At 53.1% G+C, this 15,279-nt stretch carries 20 protein-coding genes; 10 read left to right on the top strand and 10 right to left on the bottom strand.

Going from position 1 to position 15,279, the window contains the following annotated elements:
• Nucleotides 1–142 precede the first annotated feature (142 nt).
• Both AC6EI9_RS00370 and psbA read left to right on the top strand, forming a co-directional pair.
• The gene (locus AC6EI9_RS00370) at nt 143–1,504 is read left to right on the top strand and encodes a YcjF family protein (protein ID WP_498468505.1); all 1,362 of its coding nucleotides are present in this window, start codon (nt 143–145) and stop codon (nt 1,502–1,504) included.
• A gap of 197 nt (nt 1,505–1,701) precedes the next feature.
• The gene (gene psbA, locus AC6EI9_RS00375; protein ID WP_498468506.1) at nt 1,702–2,778 is read left to right on the top strand and encodes a photosystem II q(b) protein; all 1,077 of its coding nucleotides are present in this window, start codon (nt 1,702–1,704) and stop codon (nt 2,776–2,778) included.
• A gap of 447 nt (nt 2,779–3,225) precedes the next feature.
• Here psbA and AC6EI9_RS00380 read toward each other — a convergent pair whose 3' ends face one another.
• Nucleotides 3,226–3,549: a Nif11-like leader peptide family natural product precursor gene (locus AC6EI9_RS00380; protein ID WP_498468507.1), complete on the bottom strand. Its 324-nt coding sequence runs from the start codon at nt 3,547–3,549 to the stop codon at nt 3,226–3,228.
• Nucleotides 3,542–3,802, bottom strand: coding sequence for a hypothetical protein (locus AC6EI9_RS00385; RefSeq protein ID WP_498468508.1), 261 nt, complete (start codon nt 3,800–3,802; stop codon nt 3,542–3,544). Before AC6EI9_RS00385 ends, AC6EI9_RS00380 begins: the two co-directional genes overlap by 8 nt.
• 368 nt (nt 3,803–4,170) lie before the next feature.
• Here AC6EI9_RS00385 and AC6EI9_RS00390 point away from each other — a divergent pair, with 368 nt between their 5' ends.
• Nucleotides 4,171–5,382: a HEAT repeat domain-containing protein gene (locus AC6EI9_RS00390; protein WP_498468509.1), complete on the top strand. Its 1,212-nt coding sequence runs from the start codon at nt 4,171–4,173 to the stop codon at nt 5,380–5,382.
• 51 nt (nt 5,383–5,433) lie between these two features.
• On the opposite strand, the gene gap is transcribed toward AC6EI9_RS00390, so the two are convergent.
• Entirely contained in the window at nt 5,434–6,438 is a 1,005-nt protein-coding gene (gap, locus tag AC6EI9_RS00395; RefSeq protein WP_498468510.1) for a type I glyceraldehyde-3-phosphate dehydrogenase, read from the bottom strand.
• Nucleotides 6,439–6,544: 106 nt separating this feature from the next.
• On the opposite strand from gap, the gene AC6EI9_RS00400 reads away from it, so the two are divergent.
• On the top strand, nt 6,545–7,018 hold the full coding sequence (locus tag AC6EI9_RS00400) for an HIT family protein (RefSeq protein ID WP_498468511.1): 474 nt from the start codon (nt 6,545–6,547) through the stop codon (nt 7,016–7,018).
• A 24-nt stretch (nt 7,019–7,042) separates the two neighbouring features.
• Here the strand turns inward: AC6EI9_RS00400 and AC6EI9_RS00405 are convergent, their stop codons facing one another.
• The 7 genes from AC6EI9_RS00405 to nth all read right to left on the bottom strand — a co-directional run bounded on the left by AC6EI9_RS00405 (nt 7,043) and on the right by nth (nt 11,226).
• Nucleotides 7,043–7,267 carry a hypothetical protein gene (locus AC6EI9_RS00405; RefSeq protein ID WP_498468513.1) on the bottom strand — a complete coding sequence of 75 codons (225 nt, stop codon included), beginning with the start codon at nt 7,265–7,267 and terminating at the stop codon, nt 7,043–7,045.
• Between the two features lie 413 nt (nt 7,268–7,680).
• Nucleotides 7,681–8,514 (bottom strand): PfkB family carbohydrate kinase, encoded by an 834-nt coding sequence (locus AC6EI9_RS00410; RefSeq protein WP_498468514.1) that lies wholly within the window; start codon nt 8,512–8,514, stop codon nt 7,681–7,683.
• Between the two features lie 4 nt (nt 8,515–8,518).
• Nucleotides 8,519–9,061: a DUF4097 family beta strand repeat-containing protein gene (locus AC6EI9_RS00415; RefSeq protein WP_498468515.1), complete on the bottom strand. Its 543-nt coding sequence runs from the start codon at nt 9,059–9,061 to the stop codon at nt 8,519–8,521.
• An 81-nt stretch (nt 9,062–9,142) separates the two neighbouring features.
• A complete protein-coding gene (locus AC6EI9_RS00420; protein ID WP_115126834.1) occupies nt 9,143–9,412 on the bottom strand; it encodes a hypothetical protein in 270 nt (89 codons plus the stop codon).
• Between the two features lie 56 nt (nt 9,413–9,468).
• Nucleotides 9,469–9,705: a high light inducible protein gene (locus AC6EI9_RS00425; RefSeq protein ID WP_498468517.1), complete on the bottom strand. Its 237-nt coding sequence runs from the start codon at nt 9,703–9,705 to the stop codon at nt 9,469–9,471.
• Between the two features lie 49 nt (nt 9,706–9,754).
• Nucleotides 9,755–10,573, bottom strand: coding sequence for a bifunctional hydroxymethylpyrimidine kinase/phosphomethylpyrimidine kinase (gene thiD / locus AC6EI9_RS00430; RefSeq protein ID WP_498468518.1), 819 nt, complete (start codon nt 10,571–10,573; stop codon nt 9,755–9,757).
• The gene (nth, locus tag AC6EI9_RS00435) at nt 10,573–11,226 is read right to left on the bottom strand and encodes an endonuclease III (RefSeq protein WP_498468519.1); all 654 of its coding nucleotides are present in this window, start codon (nt 11,224–11,226) and stop codon (nt 10,573–10,575) included. Before nth ends, thiD begins: the two co-directional genes overlap by 1 nt.
• 78 nt (nt 11,227–11,304) lie before the next feature.
• Here nth and AC6EI9_RS00440 point away from each other — a divergent pair, with 78 nt between their 5' ends.
• The 6 genes from AC6EI9_RS00440 to AC6EI9_RS00465 all read left to right on the top strand — a co-directional run bounded on the left by AC6EI9_RS00440 (nt 11,305) and on the right by AC6EI9_RS00465 (nt 14,855).
• Entirely contained in the window at nt 11,305–11,517 is a 213-nt protein-coding gene (locus AC6EI9_RS00440) for a hypothetical protein (protein ID WP_498468520.1), read from the top strand.
• A gap of 317 nt (nt 11,518–11,834) precedes the next feature.
• Nucleotides 11,835–12,203, top strand: a complete 369-nt coding sequence (locus AC6EI9_RS00445) for a DUF805 domain-containing protein (protein WP_498468521.1) — start codon at nt 11,835–11,837, stop codon at nt 12,201–12,203.
• Between the two features lie 445 nt (nt 12,204–12,648).
• Nucleotides 12,649–12,867 carry a hypothetical protein gene (locus AC6EI9_RS00450; RefSeq protein ID WP_498468522.1) on the top strand — a complete coding sequence of 73 codons (219 nt, stop codon included), beginning with the start codon at nt 12,649–12,651 and terminating at the stop codon, nt 12,865–12,867.
• Between the two features lie 164 nt (nt 12,868–13,031).
• Nucleotides 13,032–13,229 (top strand): Nif11-like leader peptide family RiPP precursor, encoded by a 198-nt coding sequence (locus tag AC6EI9_RS00455; RefSeq protein ID WP_498468524.1) that lies wholly within the window; start codon nt 13,032–13,034, stop codon nt 13,227–13,229.
• A gap of 414 nt (nt 13,230–13,643) precedes the next feature.
• Complete coding sequence (locus AC6EI9_RS00460; protein ID WP_498468525.1) at nt 13,644–13,919, top strand: hypothetical protein; 276 nt, start codon at nt 13,644–13,646, stop codon at nt 13,917–13,919.
• 549 nt (nt 13,920–14,468) lie between these two features.
• Nucleotides 14,469–14,855, top strand: a complete 387-nt coding sequence (locus tag AC6EI9_RS00465; protein WP_498468526.1) for a hypothetical protein — start codon at nt 14,469–14,471, stop codon at nt 14,853–14,855.
• The last annotated feature ends 424 nt before the right edge of the window (nt 14,856–15,279 follow it).

Consider the following 15,279-nt stretch of genomic DNA (forward strand, 5'->3'; position numbering starts at 1 on the left):
CTGCGGTCGACACCAGCTGCTCACCCCCTTTTCAGGCTTCGTGTGAGCGAGGCAGGCCGACTTGTTGATCGATTGCAGGCTGCGGATTCTCCGGGCTGTATCAATGGAGGTGAGCTAAGAAGGCCAGATCTGGAGGATCCCAGTGCAGTTCCCGGTCCAATTGATCCGCTCCCTGTCACTGGGTGATGGAACCATGACGTCCGGTGTGATCAGGCCTGTCCTGTTGTCTGTTGGTGTGATCGCAACCGGTCAGTGGCTGCTGTCGGATGTGGTGCATGTGCCTGGCGGAGGGCTGGGTGTGGCTGCTGTTGCCGGCCTGTGGTGGTTGTCCAGGCCTCCCAAGCAACCCCGTTTTCGTGAGCCGGCATCCCTCAAAGGTTGGATCCAGCGCTGCGAGCTGGTGCTGAATCAGTTCGAAGAGCTTGAGCTGGCGCTGGGACTGCAGGGATTGCGTTCTCCACGGGAAGCGGAGCTGCGGCGCATCGAAGACTTTGATGCGCCGCTCAGTCTGGGTGTTGTGGCAACGGAGGGATCCGGTGTGCCCGCCACGATTCAGTTGCAGCAAGCGTTGGCGGGCGTGACCTCGCTCGATCTCTGCCTGGCGAATCCCCTGCCGGTGTCATCCACCTCCTGGAGCTGGCCTGACGATCTGCAGGAGCTGGATGTGCTGCTGCATGTGCTGCCCCTGCCGCTGCGTGCTGCAGACCTGCTCTGGTTGGACCAGCTGCCTGCGGATCGTCCGGTTTGGCTGCTGCTGCGATCCCCAGTCGGCAGATCTGCCGAGGATCATCTGGAGGCTTTGCGCTGTCAATTGCCGGAGCGATGGCATCAGTGCCTGCTTCCCTGGTCCGGTGAAGCCATCGAACTGCGCGGTGTGCTCCAGCCGGTTCGTCAACAGCTGATGCACACGGAACGGGTTCGACAGGGCACGCGTCAACGCTTGCTCAGCAACCTGCATCAGCGCTGGCAAGCTGATCTTGAAACGCTGCGAAGAGAGAGATTCCGCCTGCTGCTGCAGCGCAGTCAGTGGATTGTCGCTGGCGTTGTGATCGCTTCACCGGTTCCCTCCGTTGATCTGTTGGCTGTTGCCGTGGGCAACGGCCTGATGGTGAAGGAGATGGCCACGATCTGGAGCTGTTCCTGGAGCGCCGAGGTGTTGCAGGTGGTCGCCCGGCAGCTGGGCAGCGCCGCCCTGGCTCAGGGTGTGGTGGAGCTGAGCGGCCAGGCGCTGCTGGGGCTGGCGAAGCTTGATGGGGCCAGCTGGATCGCCGCAGGTGCCATGCAGGGATTGAGTGCTGCATACCTCACCCGCGTGGTCGGCGTTTCCATGGCCGACTGGATGGCGCTGAATGCCGGCGTCGCTGAGCCTGATCTGGAGGAGCTGAAGCGACAGGCCCCGCTGCTGGTGGCACGTGCTGCAGAGCAGGAGCGCCTCAACCTCGCTGGGTTTGCCCAGCAGGCCCGTGAATGGATTCAGGACCGCGACAGCTTTACACCCGCATGATTCGGGCGACTTCAATCGGCTCAGCCTGAATAGCTTCAGGTTTCTTCATGAAGCCTTCATGAAGCCGTCATGAATGAATGCTGCGAGTTGACTCGAATGATGTGAATGGCGGGTCAAAAGTCGACATTTCCATAGCCTTGATACGAATCTTTGCCGACCGATAGGAAGGCTGATTCATCTCCGTTCTCTTTCCTTTCATGGCTACTGCAATCCGCAGCGGACGCCGCGGCAGCTGGGAAAATTTCTGTCAGTGGGTCACCGACACCAATAACCGCATTTATGTGGGTTGGTTCGGTGTGCTGATGATTCCCACCCTGCTTGCAGCCACCGTCTGCTTCATCATCGCCTTCATCGCCGCTCCCGCGGTGGATATTGACGGCATCCGTGAGCCCGTTGCTGGCTCCCTGATCTACGGCAACAACATCATCTCCGGTGCTGTTGTGCCCTCCTCGAACGCCATCGGCCTTCACTTCTATCCCATCTGGGAAGCGGCCTCTCTCGATGAGTGGCTGTACAACGGCGGTCCTTATCAGCTTGTGGTCTTCCACTTCCTGATCGGCATCTCCGCCTACATGGGGCGTCAGTGGGAACTCTCCTACCGCCTCGGCATGCGCCCCTGGATCTGTGTTGCTTACAGCGCACCGCTGTCTGCAGCCATGGCTGTGTTCCTGGTTTACCCCTTCGGTCAGGGTTCCTTCTCTGACGGCATGCCCCTGGGCATCTCCGGCACCTTCAACTTCATGTTGGTGTTCCAGGCCGAGCACAACATCCTGATGCACCCCTTCCACATGCTTGGTGTGGCTGGCGTCTTCGGTGGTTCACTGTTCTCCGCCATGCACGGTTCACTGGTGACCTCCTCCTTGGTTCGTGAAACAACCGAGAACGATTCGCTGAACTACGGCTACAAGTTCGGCCAAGAGGAAGAGACCTACAACATCGTGGCTGCCCACGGTTACTTCGGTCGCCTGATCTTCCAATACGCGTCGTTCAACAACAGCCGTAGCCTGCACTTCTTCCTGGCTGCCTGGCCTGTTGTCGGCATCTGGTTCACCTCCATGGGCATCAGCACCATGGCCTTCAACCTGAACGGTTTCAACTTCAACCAGTCCATCCTTGATAGTCAGGGCCGTGTCCTGAACACCTGGGCTGATGTGCTGAACCGCGCCAACCTCGGCATGGAAGTCATGCACGAGCGCAACGCTCACAACTTCCCCCTCGACCTGGCTGCTGTTGAGTCCACTCCTGTGGCTCTGCAAGCTCCCGCCATCGGTTGATCGAGACAGCCTGAGGCTGAAGTCTCCAAGAGATTCAGCTTTAGCTGAATCGGAAAGCCCCCTCTCACGAGGGGGCTTTTTACTGGTTCAACACAGATCCTTGTAGTCGCGCAGAAAACCTTTCGCTGAATCTGAGATTGAGTGATTGAGCGACAGATATGGTGGTTTTGGTGAAGGCTTCGGTGCAAATTTTGATGGTGATCGATTCAGACAGGAGTCAGCGTCATGAGATGCCAGCGAACTGACTGTTGCTCTGCCCTTGTCCTTGCACGTTTTGGTGCGTTGCTGGCATCAGTTTGATCTAAAAATCAAAGTGCAGGCACTCAACGTATGTTTGGATTTCAATGATCTTGAAGCAGGTTCTGCAACCGTGCCTGATCCATGCTCCCTGAGGATATGAATTGTTCAATTCGTATGGCTCAGCCTTCACCTTGCAGTGATGGCTGATTAGTATTTTTGCCCAGACCTAAAATCGTGCTCTTCTTCTTTTAACTCGGACGAACTGCAGGTTGATTGTGCATAGTGAATAAGATTTTTATATCCTTTTGGCACTAATCCAGGGCAAAGAATGCCGACTTCGATTGCCTGAGGGCAGAAATAAACGCCAGCCCAGCGATTGATGAATCGGCCTTTGATTTCGTCGGAAAACATGAAACCATTGCGAGCCGCGTAGTCAATGATTTGCTGGGGTCCGAGGTCTGCTAATTGCTCTCGGAACGCCTGATCCTCTCTTGCTCTGTCAATAAAAGCATGCAGCGCAGCCTTAGACATTGGGCTCCTGGATGTTTTCATCAATGTACTGCTCTGAGATTCTCTTATTGCCATCAAGCTTGTGATTGCAATATTTGCTTGCACCATTCATCGTTGCTGTTGAGCTTTGTAAACCGATCAGCTTTTCATAACCTGTCATTGAACGATTGATGCTGAATGATTTGGTCTTTCGTTTTACGCTCTCATCCAGTCGGCTGTCTTCAGGTGAAATGAGTTGCGTTTGAGCTCGGCGACGAGCTCCATGGGAAATCAAGACTTCTCTGTGATGCCCAAGGCGTTTTTATCGGGCCTTCTGCGCGAGTGTGTTTCTGATTTCTGTAATCAGCATGTTCAGCAACTTGTTGAATTAACTGATCGTCGCTCTAGGTAATCATTTGAACGGTCTGATTTGAAAAATATTTTTTATCTTTGAATGATTTGCTTTTCTGGAAATATGGCGTTATTTGCCGGCGCAACGATGTTGGATATGAGTGAGCTTTTGATTGCTCTGGAGGCAGCATTGTTTTGACGATTATTGCCTGGAAGGAGGATGTAATTAAAAACTGTAACGCATTGCGCGGAGTGTTCTGATTGTCCTTCGTTGGGCGATAGTTTAAAGTTCTTAGTGGTTAATGCAGGGGTATGGCAGAGCGTTTTGATGTTTTGGTTCAGGGGATATCCAAATCTGATGCGCTTCATTTATTGTTTGCTAAAACAGACTCTGTTGAGAGACCGTCTGACCGTTATTTCGCGGCAACGAGATTAGGTCTGTGTGATTGTGATGAAACTCTTGATGCCTTGATCAGGGCGACAACCGATCTCAAGGTTGACGAATTATTTGATCGAATCACTCGACGTAAGGCTGTTGAGGCATTGGGTAGAAGGAAGGATGCCAAGGCCATTCCTGCATTGGTTGAAGTCCTGAGATGCAGTGATACTGAAGCAGTGATTAATTCCTTGTCAGCATTGATCAGAATCGGCTGGTCGCCAAATGAGGAAGAGGAAAGTCATCTGCTGAGTCTGTTGGATGGTGAAGTCACGCAAGTACGTGCGGTGATTCAGCTTTTCACGAGACTTCGTCTTCAAAGTGCGCAGTCAAAGAATCGGATTGGTGGTTTATGCGATCACGAAAGTCTGTTGGTTTCTGGTGCTTCAAGGGCCTATATGGCACTGCTTTATCAGGAAGTCGATCTGATGAAGCCATTGGTGGCATGTCTCACTGACCTTGTTGCTGGTAAGCGGAGGTCAGCGGTGATTGATCTTGGTGATTCCGGGGTTGAAAGCCTGCTCCCTGTCCTGGTTCGTGCGCCGGTATCAATGTCGCTTAGAGCCAAGAGTTTCTTGCAGATTGTTGAGACCAACCAGTCGCTCTCGAAACCTGAAAATCAGTCTTTGTTTGAACAGCTGCTCCGGGATGATCCTGTGTTGCTGGATATTCGACCCGAGTGGCAGTGTGGATCAGATCCTGCCGAGATCGAGCAAAATCTCAGCCATCGTGATGAGGCTCGACAGTATGGTGCTGCAGCAAGTTTGATGCGAATTGATCGCAGTGAATGCCTGGCGGTGATTGAGAGTATGCAGGAACGACTCTGGTCTGATTATGTCACTCACTATTATCTGAGTTGTCTTGTCGGTTTGCGCAAATTCAGCGAAAAGAGTGATCTTGTGAGGTCTGCTCTTGCCGAAACCACGCCTCAATATACGAAGTCGAGAATTGCAGCTGCCTGGGCTTGCGTTGATTTACAGCTCTTCGATCAGCTGGATTTATTGGAGGAGTTGTCCAGGACTGCTGCGTGGGTTCCACTTCGCTGGACTTGTCAGCAAGCACTGGAACGCTTGACTAAGAAGCAATAATTCGGAAGCACGTTCTGAGTTCTCTGGACTGACTCTTTTGCTCTGGTTGGCTCAGGCAGAATGCTTTGCCATGTGCTGCATCAGGTCAATGCACTTGCAGCTGTAGGCCCATTCATTGTCATACCAAGCCACCAGTTTCATGAACTGATCATTCAGTGCCATGCCTGCTCCAGCATCAAACACTGAGGTGCAGCTTTCTCCCAGAAGATCATTGGACACGATCGGATCTTCGGTGTAACCGAGGATTCCGGACAGACCATTCTGTGAGGCGTCTTTCATGGTTTTCTTGATGTCTTCGTAACTGGCTGGTTTGGCCAAATTCACGGTCAGGTCGACGACGGAGACATCAGGCGTCGGTACCCGGAAGGCCATGCCTGTGAGTTTTCCATTCAGTTCCGGAATCACACGACCCACCGCTTTGGCTGCACCCGTCGAGCTGGGAATGATGCTCTGTCCAGCTCCTCGTCCACCCCGCCAGTCTTTCAGTGAAGGGCTGTCCACAGGCTTCTGGGTTGCCGTGGTGGCATGCACGGTGGTCATAAGGCCGCTGACGATTCCGTAGTGGTCGTTCACCACCTTGGCGAGTGGTGCCAGGCAGTTCGTTGTGCAGCTGGCATTCGACACGATGTCTTCTCCTGCATAGGAGTTGTGATTCACTCCCATGACGAACATCGGAGTGTCGTCCTTGGAGGGAGCGCTCATCACCACGCGTTTGGCGCCGGCCTCCAAATGTTGGCGGGCGGTGTCGTTGGTCAGGAAGAAGCCAGTGCTTTCCAGCACATAGTCGGCTCCCACTTCACCCCAGCGCAGCTGGCGGGGGTCACGTTCGGCCGTGACGCGAATGTGGCTGCCATTCACCATCAAGTGCCCATCCACGACCTTGATTTCACCTGGGAACCGGCGATGCGTTGAGTCGTAACGCAGCAGGTAGGCGAGGTAGTCGAGTTCGATCAGGTCGTTGATGGCAACCACCTCGACGTCGGGGCAGGCCATGGCCTGTCGGAAGGCGAGACGCCCAATGCGTCCGAAGCCATTGATGCCAATACGGATGGACATGAAGGCGAGCCCTTCTGCTTCCCTGACTTATAGAGCCCATTGCAATCGAAAACCCCCTCCTTTTCTGGGACGCAGACAGAGTGAGCTCAGGTCGTTCCCCATGCCCATGGTTTCTCCGCCAGCTGAAGCCTCCTGCCCCATCTGTGCTCTGCATGGCGATCAGGCTGAGCTGACGACTCACGAAGTCTGGAGCAATGATCTCTGGCTGCTGCGACACCATCCGCGCCCGGCCCCGTTGGCCGGTTGGTGCCTGCTTGATTCGCGTCGACACTGTGGTGGTCCAATCAACTTTGCCTCTGAGGAAGCGCAGGATTGGGGCGTTGTCGTCCAACGCGCCTCCGAGCTTGTGCGTGCGGTCACAGGTTGCGACAGGGTCTACGCCATTGCCTTCGGTGAGGGAGCCCGACATCTGCATCTGCATCTGATCCCACGTTGGGCTGATGATCCACGCACCAGCGCGTGGAGGATTGCTGATCTGTATCGCGAGGTCGAAGCAGGAAAGGTTCCGGCAGCGTCCACTGAATGTGTGAATGACTGGGTGTTGCGCGCCAGAGTTCTGGCTCCAGCAGTTCTTAATTGATTCAGGTCATTGTGGTTGTGAGGCTCACCGATGCCAGTTGTCGCCAGTCACGCTGTTGTAGCGATCAAGCAGCATTTGCTCCGTTTGCTTGAACCGGTCGATGTTGTCCGTCAGTTCCTGCTCGTTGTGTTTGAGATAGGCGTGATGCCCCACTTTCCATAAGGTTCTGGCTTTTTTCCAGCGAACCTGTGCTTCCTTCGCAGCAGCGATTAATTCCCGGAACTCTTCTTCTGAAAATTCAAATTTCATCTTTTGAAGACATTGATCTGGTTCATCATGAGTTTTGTCAGGGGGTTTCTGCTGATGCCTCAATTCCTTCTGAAGTTGCTTTCGATCAACCTGTGCATGGGACTGATCCCTTCTGCTCTCATGGTTCAGGCAGAACCCAAGACCCTGATCAGGTTGGGTCACACCAGCGAAGAAGTGACATTGAACAATCTCCGATCGAAAGTGCCGCGGGGTGCAACTGTCACTGAGTCATCCTGCGTCAGAATTGGAACTGGCAGGGGCTATCGCTACCGATGCCGGATCAAATTTGAATGATCCTGTTGTTTCCTGGCTGAATGAAAGCTTGTGGAGGCAACGAGGGAATCAGTTCAAACGAATGACACCAAGACCGGTTGGCTTGAAGATGCTGCTTGCGCATCTCGCACTTCAGAGTTTTAGCCATAGGGCCCGAAGCGTGTCGCACAGGCAGCACCACAGCGCGCTCCCAGCGCGACCGCCTGATGGGTGCTCCAACCTGCGCTCAGTCCAGCGGTGACGCCTGCGGCAAAGCTGTCGCCACATCCATAGGTCTCCACCATCGGGCCTGGCAGCTCGACAGCATCAAAACGGCCGCCTGGAATCAGCACGCCCCCGGCCTCACCCTCCGTGGCGATTCGAACGGCCGGTGCCGGATTGAGACAGTTTTCGGGCACCTGTTCGCCGGGGTCCAGTGCGCTGCCGATCAGGGCGTCAAGAGGGACTGAAGCCTGCTGCAACACCGGGAGTCCGAGTCGTGGTGTTGCACTCAGGACCCTGGCCTGGCGAGCCTGACGCAGGCCATCGCAGTCAGTGGCCGAAACGAACACGCCGTCGCAGTCAGCAAGTCGTTCCCACTTGAGGTTGTCTTCAGCTGTGGGCATCAATCGCTCACCAATCACTGTGATCGCACGGTCACCGCTGGGATCCATCAGGCTGATTCCGCGACGGCTGGGTTGGTCGCGCCAGGCCACCACTGGTTCAACTCCCAATTCTCTGAGGCGTTGTTCGCTGCGGTGGCCGATTGCATCCCGACCGAGCGCTGTGAAAAACAGCACTCTTTGACCGGTGAGGCGTGCCAGCTGGACTGCGATCACAGCTCCGGCACCGGCAGGTTCTTCGAGGTCTCGAGAAGCTCTGCCGATCCTGCCTGGTCTGGGCAGTGCGTCGACCTCCAAAAAGGTGACCCACTCCTGGTGCCCTACCACCGCCAGATTCAGAGATTTCAGCTCGCTGTCCAAAGGCGTGGGCATTGCGTCAGGGAAGGGGCAGGACGGATTTGGCGGCATCGCGCAGCTGCACGTTGATCTTGCCTCCAACAGAATCCACTTTCACTTCTCCGGTCACATTCAGCCGTTCCCCGTCGGGAGTGCCAACCAGCACAGGGCCTCCGTCGCTGCCGTTCACGGTCACCGGCGCGGTGACTTCTCCCACCGTGACCGCACCTTCAACGGAGACGCCGCCCTCAACCTTGACGGGTTCGGTCACGGCCACACCCTTGGGAACGCCCACATCGCCACTCACGGGCAGCGCCTTGACAGCTTCGATTGATAGAGGCTCCTCGCCCTTCACCCTGACCGGCGCAGAGAGCTGATCAACGGTGATGCCTCCCACGAGCCGAACAGGCAGTGGCTGATTGAGTGGCAAGGCGATTGGAATGGGTTGGCGAAGGATCTGAATGGCAGCCACGGCAACGGCCCATGCGGCAATCACCACAGCCAGCGGCCAGCGGCTGGCCATCATCAGAACGAACCAACGGGGATTCGAGCTTGCTGAGGTCGACGGGCCCTGGTCTGCCATGGCTTGAATGAACTTGATGCACCGGTTGTACCTGCTTCCTGCCGCTCGGCCATGGGTGGCGCCAGAACCTGCAGCTCAAGTTCAGAGCTCGTATTCCTCTTCGAATCGCGTCAGTAAACCTTTGTAGAGAGCCAGGGTCCCCTCGCTCTCCTCGGTCACCCCTTCGGTGACGTAAAGCGCGGCCAGATGGCTGCAAGCGGCATGAACCTGGGCAAAAGCTTCCGCGTACTCGTTCTGAACGTCTTCCTCTCGGATGTCTCTGATCATCGCTGAGACGAATTCCACTTTCTTCTCGGCTGCTTTGATCTCAGCCTCCATCTCCTTGCTCAGTTTGCGTCGCTTGCGAGCCATCCCTCTGGTTCGACTGGCCTCAACCTAGGAGTGAGACCTGCAGGTCTTCGGCCGAGTCAGAAACAGAACGGAAGATATTTGGCGCTGCAGGCGACATAACCATCAACCAGGGGGCCGAGTCCGATCTGATGGACAATGCCCTGACCTGTGATGGCTTCAGTGAGAACGCCGATCACGATGCCCAGCATGGCGGCACGGCCATTGAAACGTTCCACCGTCTCGAGCTGCTGCTCATGGATGGCACGGGCGGCTGAATCCTGGAACCACTTGTCGCTTGCTTGCTGTTGATTCATGGTGCCGTTGCGGATGTTTAGCAATGTAACAGCACGTTGACATTTGCTCTTAATCACTATCTCTAATGGATCTCATTGGTGCCCAGTGGCAGATCGGACCTTGCCCCTGACCGATGGCCAGAGCCTGCTTCAGGCCTTGCTTGACGTATACGCGCGCCGCTGCAATCGCCACGTCGAGATCCTGCCCGAGAGCCAGTCCTGCAGTGATGGCGGCTGACAGCGTGCAACCTGTGCCGTGGCTATGGGGAGTGTCCACCCAAGGCCCTTCAAGCCAGTGGGGTTGGCCGTTGAAGAGCAAATCCCGACCCCCCAGGGATCGTTCGCCGCCGCTTTTGATCAGAACTGCCGCAGGTCCCTGGGCATGGATCACGGCTGCTGCTGACTCGATGTCACTGTCGTCGCTCAGTTCATGGCCGCTGAGCAGTCGCGCTTCATGGCGGTTCGGGGTCAGCAGGGTTGCCAGCGGCAGCAGGTCGTCGCGGAGCGCGGCGATCGCGTCATCTTCAAGCAGCACGGCACCTGTGCGGCTCACCATCACCGGGTCGATCACCTTGGGGATGGTCCAGTGCCGTAAGAGTTCAGCGGTGGTTTGGATCAGCTCGCGATTCAGCAGCATGCCGGTTTTCAGTGCATCGACCGCTAGGTCGTTCCTGACGGCTTGCAGCTGTGCCTCCAGGCCTGCGGCTGGCAGGGGATCCACTCGGGTCACTCCGCAGGTGTTTTGCGCGGTGACGCAGCTCAGGGCACTGCAGCCATGAACCCTGAAGGCCATGAAGGCGCGAAGGTCGGCCTGGATCCCGGCCCCACCTCCTGAATCGCTTCCCGCGATGGTGAGGGCAATCGGTGGAGTGATGTGTTGGGCCTGCATCAGGGTTTGCGCCAGATCACCGGCTTGCGGCGTTTCGGGTAAAGCTCTCGGCACAGCTTGCAGACGGTGCCATCACAGCCGCGTGCGGTGCAGTGCTCTCGGCCGTAGAAAATGATCTGCAGATGCAGTCGGTTCCAGTGCTCCTTCGGGAAAAGAGCCTTGAGATCTGCTTCTGTTTTCACAACGCTGTCACCTTTGCTCAATCCCCAGCGCTGGGCCAGGCGATGAATGTGAGTATCCACGGGGAACGCAGGGACACCGAAAGCCTGTGCCATCACCACGCTTGCGGTCTTGTGACCGACTCCTGGCAGCGCTTCAAGCTCTTCAAAACTCTGTGGAACAACTCCGTCGTGGGCATTCACAAGGATGTGAGCCAGTTTGTGAACATTGCGCGCTTTGGTTTTGGCCAGCCCCAGCTGACGGATGTGGCGGTGGATCTCCGGTTCGTCGAGTGATGCCATGGCAGCGGGCGTCGGACCGGCGGAGAACAGTGCTGGAGTCACTTCATTCACCTTCTTGTCGGTGCACTGAGCGCTGAGCAGAACGGCGATCAGCAGCGTGAAGGCATCGCTGTGATCCAGGGGAATCGGCGTCTCCGGGTACTGCTCGTTCAGCCGAGCGAGGATCACTCTTGCCCGTTCGCCCTTGTTCATCGCGCCTTGAGATCGACAGCCATGATTGCAGCGCCGTTGCTGGGATGAGAGATTGGCGGATGTTCGAACTGTGGGTTCATGAGCTCTGAACAGCGCCGAAACAGTTCTGATTCAAGCGACGCCTATGCACGGGCTGTGCGCAGGGAAGAGCAGCTTCAGGAGCGTGAACAGCAGCAGCAGCAGCGTCGTCAAGACGATCAATCTGAGAACAGTGCTGAACTCACCGAGATTGACGAGGCCAGTGATCTGTTTCGACAGCACAGTCACCAACAATCGATGGAGGGAGGTTGAGTTTCTCTCTCCTGATTTTATTGGAGGAGAAACATAGAGCACTCTTAAATGCAGAGAAAAACGATTGAATGCCTTGTTGGTGCTGTCGAAGATCCTGAAGACTCTTTGCGAGTTCTTGAAAAACAGCAAGATCTAAATCGCACGATTTCGAACTGCAGTTCTCTTCTGTAAGGGGCATTGTTGCTCAATACACCCAGCAACTACAGGAACTGGATCAACTGAAAGCATCAGGCTCATTCGTTTTGCTGACAAGCTGCGGATGCAAGGCAACAAATAAGCGATAGAGTAATTCGAATCAGGAAACAGCAACGCTAAGCATGACACCAATAGAAGCATTCACCACTGCTTGGAAAAAGTCTTTTACCTACGGTGGTAGAGCAACAAGAGCCGAATATTGGTGGTTCTATCTCATTAACTCTGTTATTGGTATGGTGCTGGCTGTTGCATTTCTTGCTGCCAATCAAGATGTTGGACCTCAAGGTTTTTCTTTTCAGTTTGTATTTATCTACCCTTTCGCGCAGGTATTCCCTTCTCTCTCGATTGTCATTCGGCGGCTTCGTGATATAGGCAAAGAATGGACGTGGATTTTTATTAGCCTGATTCCATTTATTGGTGGCATCTGGTTTATTTATTTGATGTGCCAACCCAGCGGGCGCTACGAAATAGGCCAAGCATCAAGCTTGTAAGTCAGTTCAGGGGTACGCCAAACAAGGACCGCCCGCTTGTTGATGGCCATGTACCAAAGAATGGTGTGGGTTGGCTGGTGGATGCCTAAAGAGTGAATTCTTGCTGCTTCAGACCGACGTGCTTGCCTGATGGACCTTGGTTTGAACATTTGTACTTGATACTTGTTCTTGCAATTCAAATAATGTAAAATGAAGCGAAAGCCAACACAATTGTGCGATTTATTTATGTAATTTCTTGGGCGGGATATGCAATACTTTTTCTTCTGGTGATTGGATTTACTTTTGCTTCCGGGTATTCATGTTCTAGCAAAAAAATCTCATTAGTTCCTGGTTTTGTGGTTGGTTTTGTGTTCGGTGGTTTTTATTTAACAAGTTTTTTAGTCGCACTTCCATTTTCCTTGGTATCGTTTATTGGATATATGGCCAAGCGACAAAAGATCCAGCAATGAAGCTCACCGAACAAATCATCCTCAAAGCCTGCGCAGCTGGTGCAGGAATGTTGATGTTGTTTGCAGCTGGCTTTAGCTTTGGCAGTCACATGGAGAGAGAACAAGGTTGCAAAGCTGGTCTACCAATTCATCTTGAGAAAGGGGCTGTTGTCTTGGCTTTCAGCCTCGTATTTGGATTCGGCATCTATAACGTGACAAATAAAAGTGGTGAATGACTTTCTCGCCAGTCATCGGTGGTTGTCAGCCTGTGTTCAGGCGCATGTTCAGGCATAACGCCATTGAAACCTAGGAAATCATGCAGCAGTCAGGCGGGTGGAAGCGTTGCCCGCTCAGCTGGTGATTGAAGCCGTTGCCATAACTGCTGAACATGCCAACACCCATGTCAGAAGAGCAACTCAAGGCATTCCTCAAAAAGGTCAAAAGCGACACCAGTCATCAGGAGAAGCTCAAAGCCGCTGCTGATTCAGATGTTGTTTTGAGATTGCAAAGGAAGTTGGGTTCAGTTTTAAGAATTTTAAGGGGTGGTTGGAGAAATTGCCGACATAAAGATTGCATATTGGCTGTTATTTCCATGTGATAGTATCTAGCCTAACTAAAATGTTACCCTGCAATCAGGCTGTCTTTTCAGTTCTTGACATGACGCTTTGGTGGATAAGAAAACATCGCTACTCTCTGGATCATTTGAAAGCAATTCAGCTCATCCATCGAGGTGCTTTCGTGAGAAGTCTTTTTCAATTTTGCCGTCATTTACTAAGCAGCATAAAGTACTTCCTGCTCCATAGATAGGGTCATAGTAATAAGCAGCTTTGACGCTCTTCTCTTCAGCTTTGCCAGTTGCCTCTGATAGTAATAAGACACTCAGGAGTCAAAGAGCTTTCATTTCAATAAACCTCTTCACTCAGCCATTGCTGAGATATTGCCAGCCCTTCATGCAAAGGGGCAATCACTGATGGATATAAAGTGGTAATCACTTGAACTCCTCTGACGGCTGATGTCTAGGAAGCAGGACCACCAGCTATTGACAACAACCCAGGCAGTCTCCTTCTGGGTTGGTTTAGTTGGTGCTCTCTTGCTGTGGGTTCAGCTTCTTTTGAGATGGACTCGTGATGGTGTTATTGCTCTACAACCTGTAACACTGTCTGATTACATCATCACGCTAGGGCTGTTTGTAGCGGTTCCTCTATTTGTGATTGCTTTGTTTGTCGCTTTAGCTGCTTATGTGGCGTTGAACAGAGCCAAGTCTGATCAGAAGACAGAAGACTCATAAAGCCTGCTCCAAAACGTCTAGCTAGGCTTTTCTGGGTGGTTGATGATTGATTGTGTTCAACTCACTATTGACATGCGTGGCTCCTTGTTGGTGATTTCAGAGGCACTGCAGGAGTTTTAATGGCTGAAGCGTATGACTTGAATCCTGCTTCTGTGCCATCTTCATGCTCCCATGTTCGATCCAGGCTCTTCTGCCTGCATGATTAGGTTTTTGCCAAATCAACGTTTATGGGTGCTAGAGAAAGATCCTCTTTTTCTTTTCTGATCTCGTCTGCCTCAAGGCCATCGTTTAAGAGGATAGTTTTGCATTTACATTTCAGGCCAACAGAGTGATCTGCGACAGCAGGTGTTGTGCTGAGAAGCAGGGCACTCACGACTCATCGATATGCATAGACAGATGTCTGATTCCTGAATAGTAGCAATATCCAGAGTCAGCTCATCGAAGACCTGGTTTTTAGGTTAGATAGACACTTTTGTTGGGGGCAATCAGTTTTACCTTCTGCAATTCCGTGAGTCAATCAAGTTCTTTGGCATTTACGGCATGCATGCAGTGGCTATGCTGAATTTGAGGCTTGAGGAAAACAGCATGAACCTCCGAAATCGATTGATCGTTTGTACTTCGATCGCCCTGTCGCTTTCAACTCCCAGCTCTCTCCTGGCCGCAACTCTGCAAGAAAAGGTTCAGTTTTCATACAATATCGGCACGCAAGCCGGAAAGCAGTATTGCGCTAATAAGGCAGCTCAAGAAGCCATGGAAAAAGGAACTGCTATCGCCATGGGTCAAACAAGCATACCGATGTCAGTGATTAGTCAAATGGACTTTGAAGATGATCGCTATGCACTGCCAATGATCGAGGGCATGATGTCTTATGCCATTGATCATTGTCCACAACGCGCCAAGAGACTTTTCCCCGACCTCTACAAAATGGCTGACTAAATAATTGCAATCAGTGTCTAATGATGGTCGCAACACTTTTGCATCAAATTAGAGCGTTGATGGCTTCGTGCAGCGACTTTTGGAAAAAATTCAGCCAATTTTTTTAATCTGGTTGCCGCTTTTGGGACCATGAATTGATTGCGATTGTGGAATGCTGGATTGTGTGAATTAAAGGATTCATCAATTTCTCAGCTTGAACTCAGGTTCGTTCCCCCGAAGGAGTTATTTAAGTAGCAGCTTGAGTATGTTTCCATGTCAACGGCGATTGATTTCGAAGCGCAGTATGGGTTGAGTGACACGTTGCTGCTGTCATTGTTGCTGACTCGTTTTTCCTCTGCTTCTGTTGGATTTGTCTTGATTATGTGGTTTGACTTACTTCCCTAGATCAACGTGCCTCTCGGCCTTGGGTGCCTGTGCAGGTTGC

The organism is Synechococcus sp. MIT2312, assembly GCF_059772315.1.

Coding starts and splice junctions, on each gene's coding strand:
- psbA (WP_498468506.1), top strand. CDS start 1,702: ATGGCTACTGCAATCCGCAGCGGACGCCGCGGCAGCTGGGAAAATTTC.
- AC6EI9_RS00380 (WP_498468507.1), bottom strand. CDS start 3,549: ATGTCTAAGGCTGCGCTGCATGCTTTTATTGACAGAGCAAGAGAGGAT.
- AC6EI9_RS00390 (WP_498468509.1), top strand. CDS start 4,171: ATGGCAGAGCGTTTTGATGTTTTGGTTCAGGGGATATCCAAATCTGAT.
- gap (WP_498468510.1), bottom strand. CDS start 6,438: ATGTCCATCCGTATTGGCATCAATGGCTTCGGACGCATTGGGCGTCTC.
- AC6EI9_RS00400 (WP_498468511.1), top strand. CDS start 6,545: ATGGTTTCTCCGCCAGCTGAAGCCTCCTGCCCCATCTGTGCTCTGCAT.
- AC6EI9_RS00405 (WP_498468513.1), bottom strand. CDS start 7,267: ATGAAATTTGAATTTTCAGAAGAAGAGTTCCGGGAATTAATCGCTGCT.
- AC6EI9_RS00410 (WP_498468514.1), bottom strand. CDS start 8,514: ATGCCCACGCCTTTGGACAGCGAGCTGAAATCTCTGAATCTGGCGGTG.
- AC6EI9_RS00415 (WP_498468515.1), bottom strand. CDS start 9,061: ATGGCAGACCAGGGCCCGTCGACCTCAGCAAGCTCGAATCCCCGTTGG.
- AC6EI9_RS00420 (WP_115126834.1), bottom strand. CDS start 9,412: ATGGCTCGCAAGCGACGCAAACTGAGCAAGGAGATGGAGGCTGAGATC.
- AC6EI9_RS00425 (WP_498468517.1), bottom strand. CDS start 9,705: ATGAATCAACAGCAAGCAAGCGACAAGTGGTTCCAGGATTCAGCCGCC.
- thiD (WP_498468518.1), bottom strand. CDS start 10,573: ATGCAGGCCCAACACATCACTCCACCGATTGCCCTCACCATCGCGGGA.
- nth (WP_498468519.1), bottom strand. CDS start 11,226: ATGAACAAGGGCGAACGGGCAAGAGTGATCCTCGCTCGGCTGAACGAG.
- AC6EI9_RS00440 (WP_498468520.1), top strand. CDS start 11,305: ATGAGCTCTGAACAGCGCCGAAACAGTTCTGATTCAAGCGACGCCTAT.
- AC6EI9_RS00445 (WP_498468521.1), top strand. CDS start 11,835: ATGACACCAATAGAAGCATTCACCACTGCTTGGAAAAAGTCTTTTACC.
- AC6EI9_RS00450 (WP_498468522.1), top strand. CDS start 12,649: ATGAAGCTCACCGAACAAATCATCCTCAAAGCCTGCGCAGCTGGTGCA.
- AC6EI9_RS00455 (WP_498468524.1), top strand. CDS start 13,032: ATGTCAGAAGAGCAACTCAAGGCATTCCTCAAAAAGGTCAAAAGCGAC.
- AC6EI9_RS00460 (WP_498468525.1), top strand. CDS start 13,644: ATGTCTAGGAAGCAGGACCACCAGCTATTGACAACAACCCAGGCAGTC.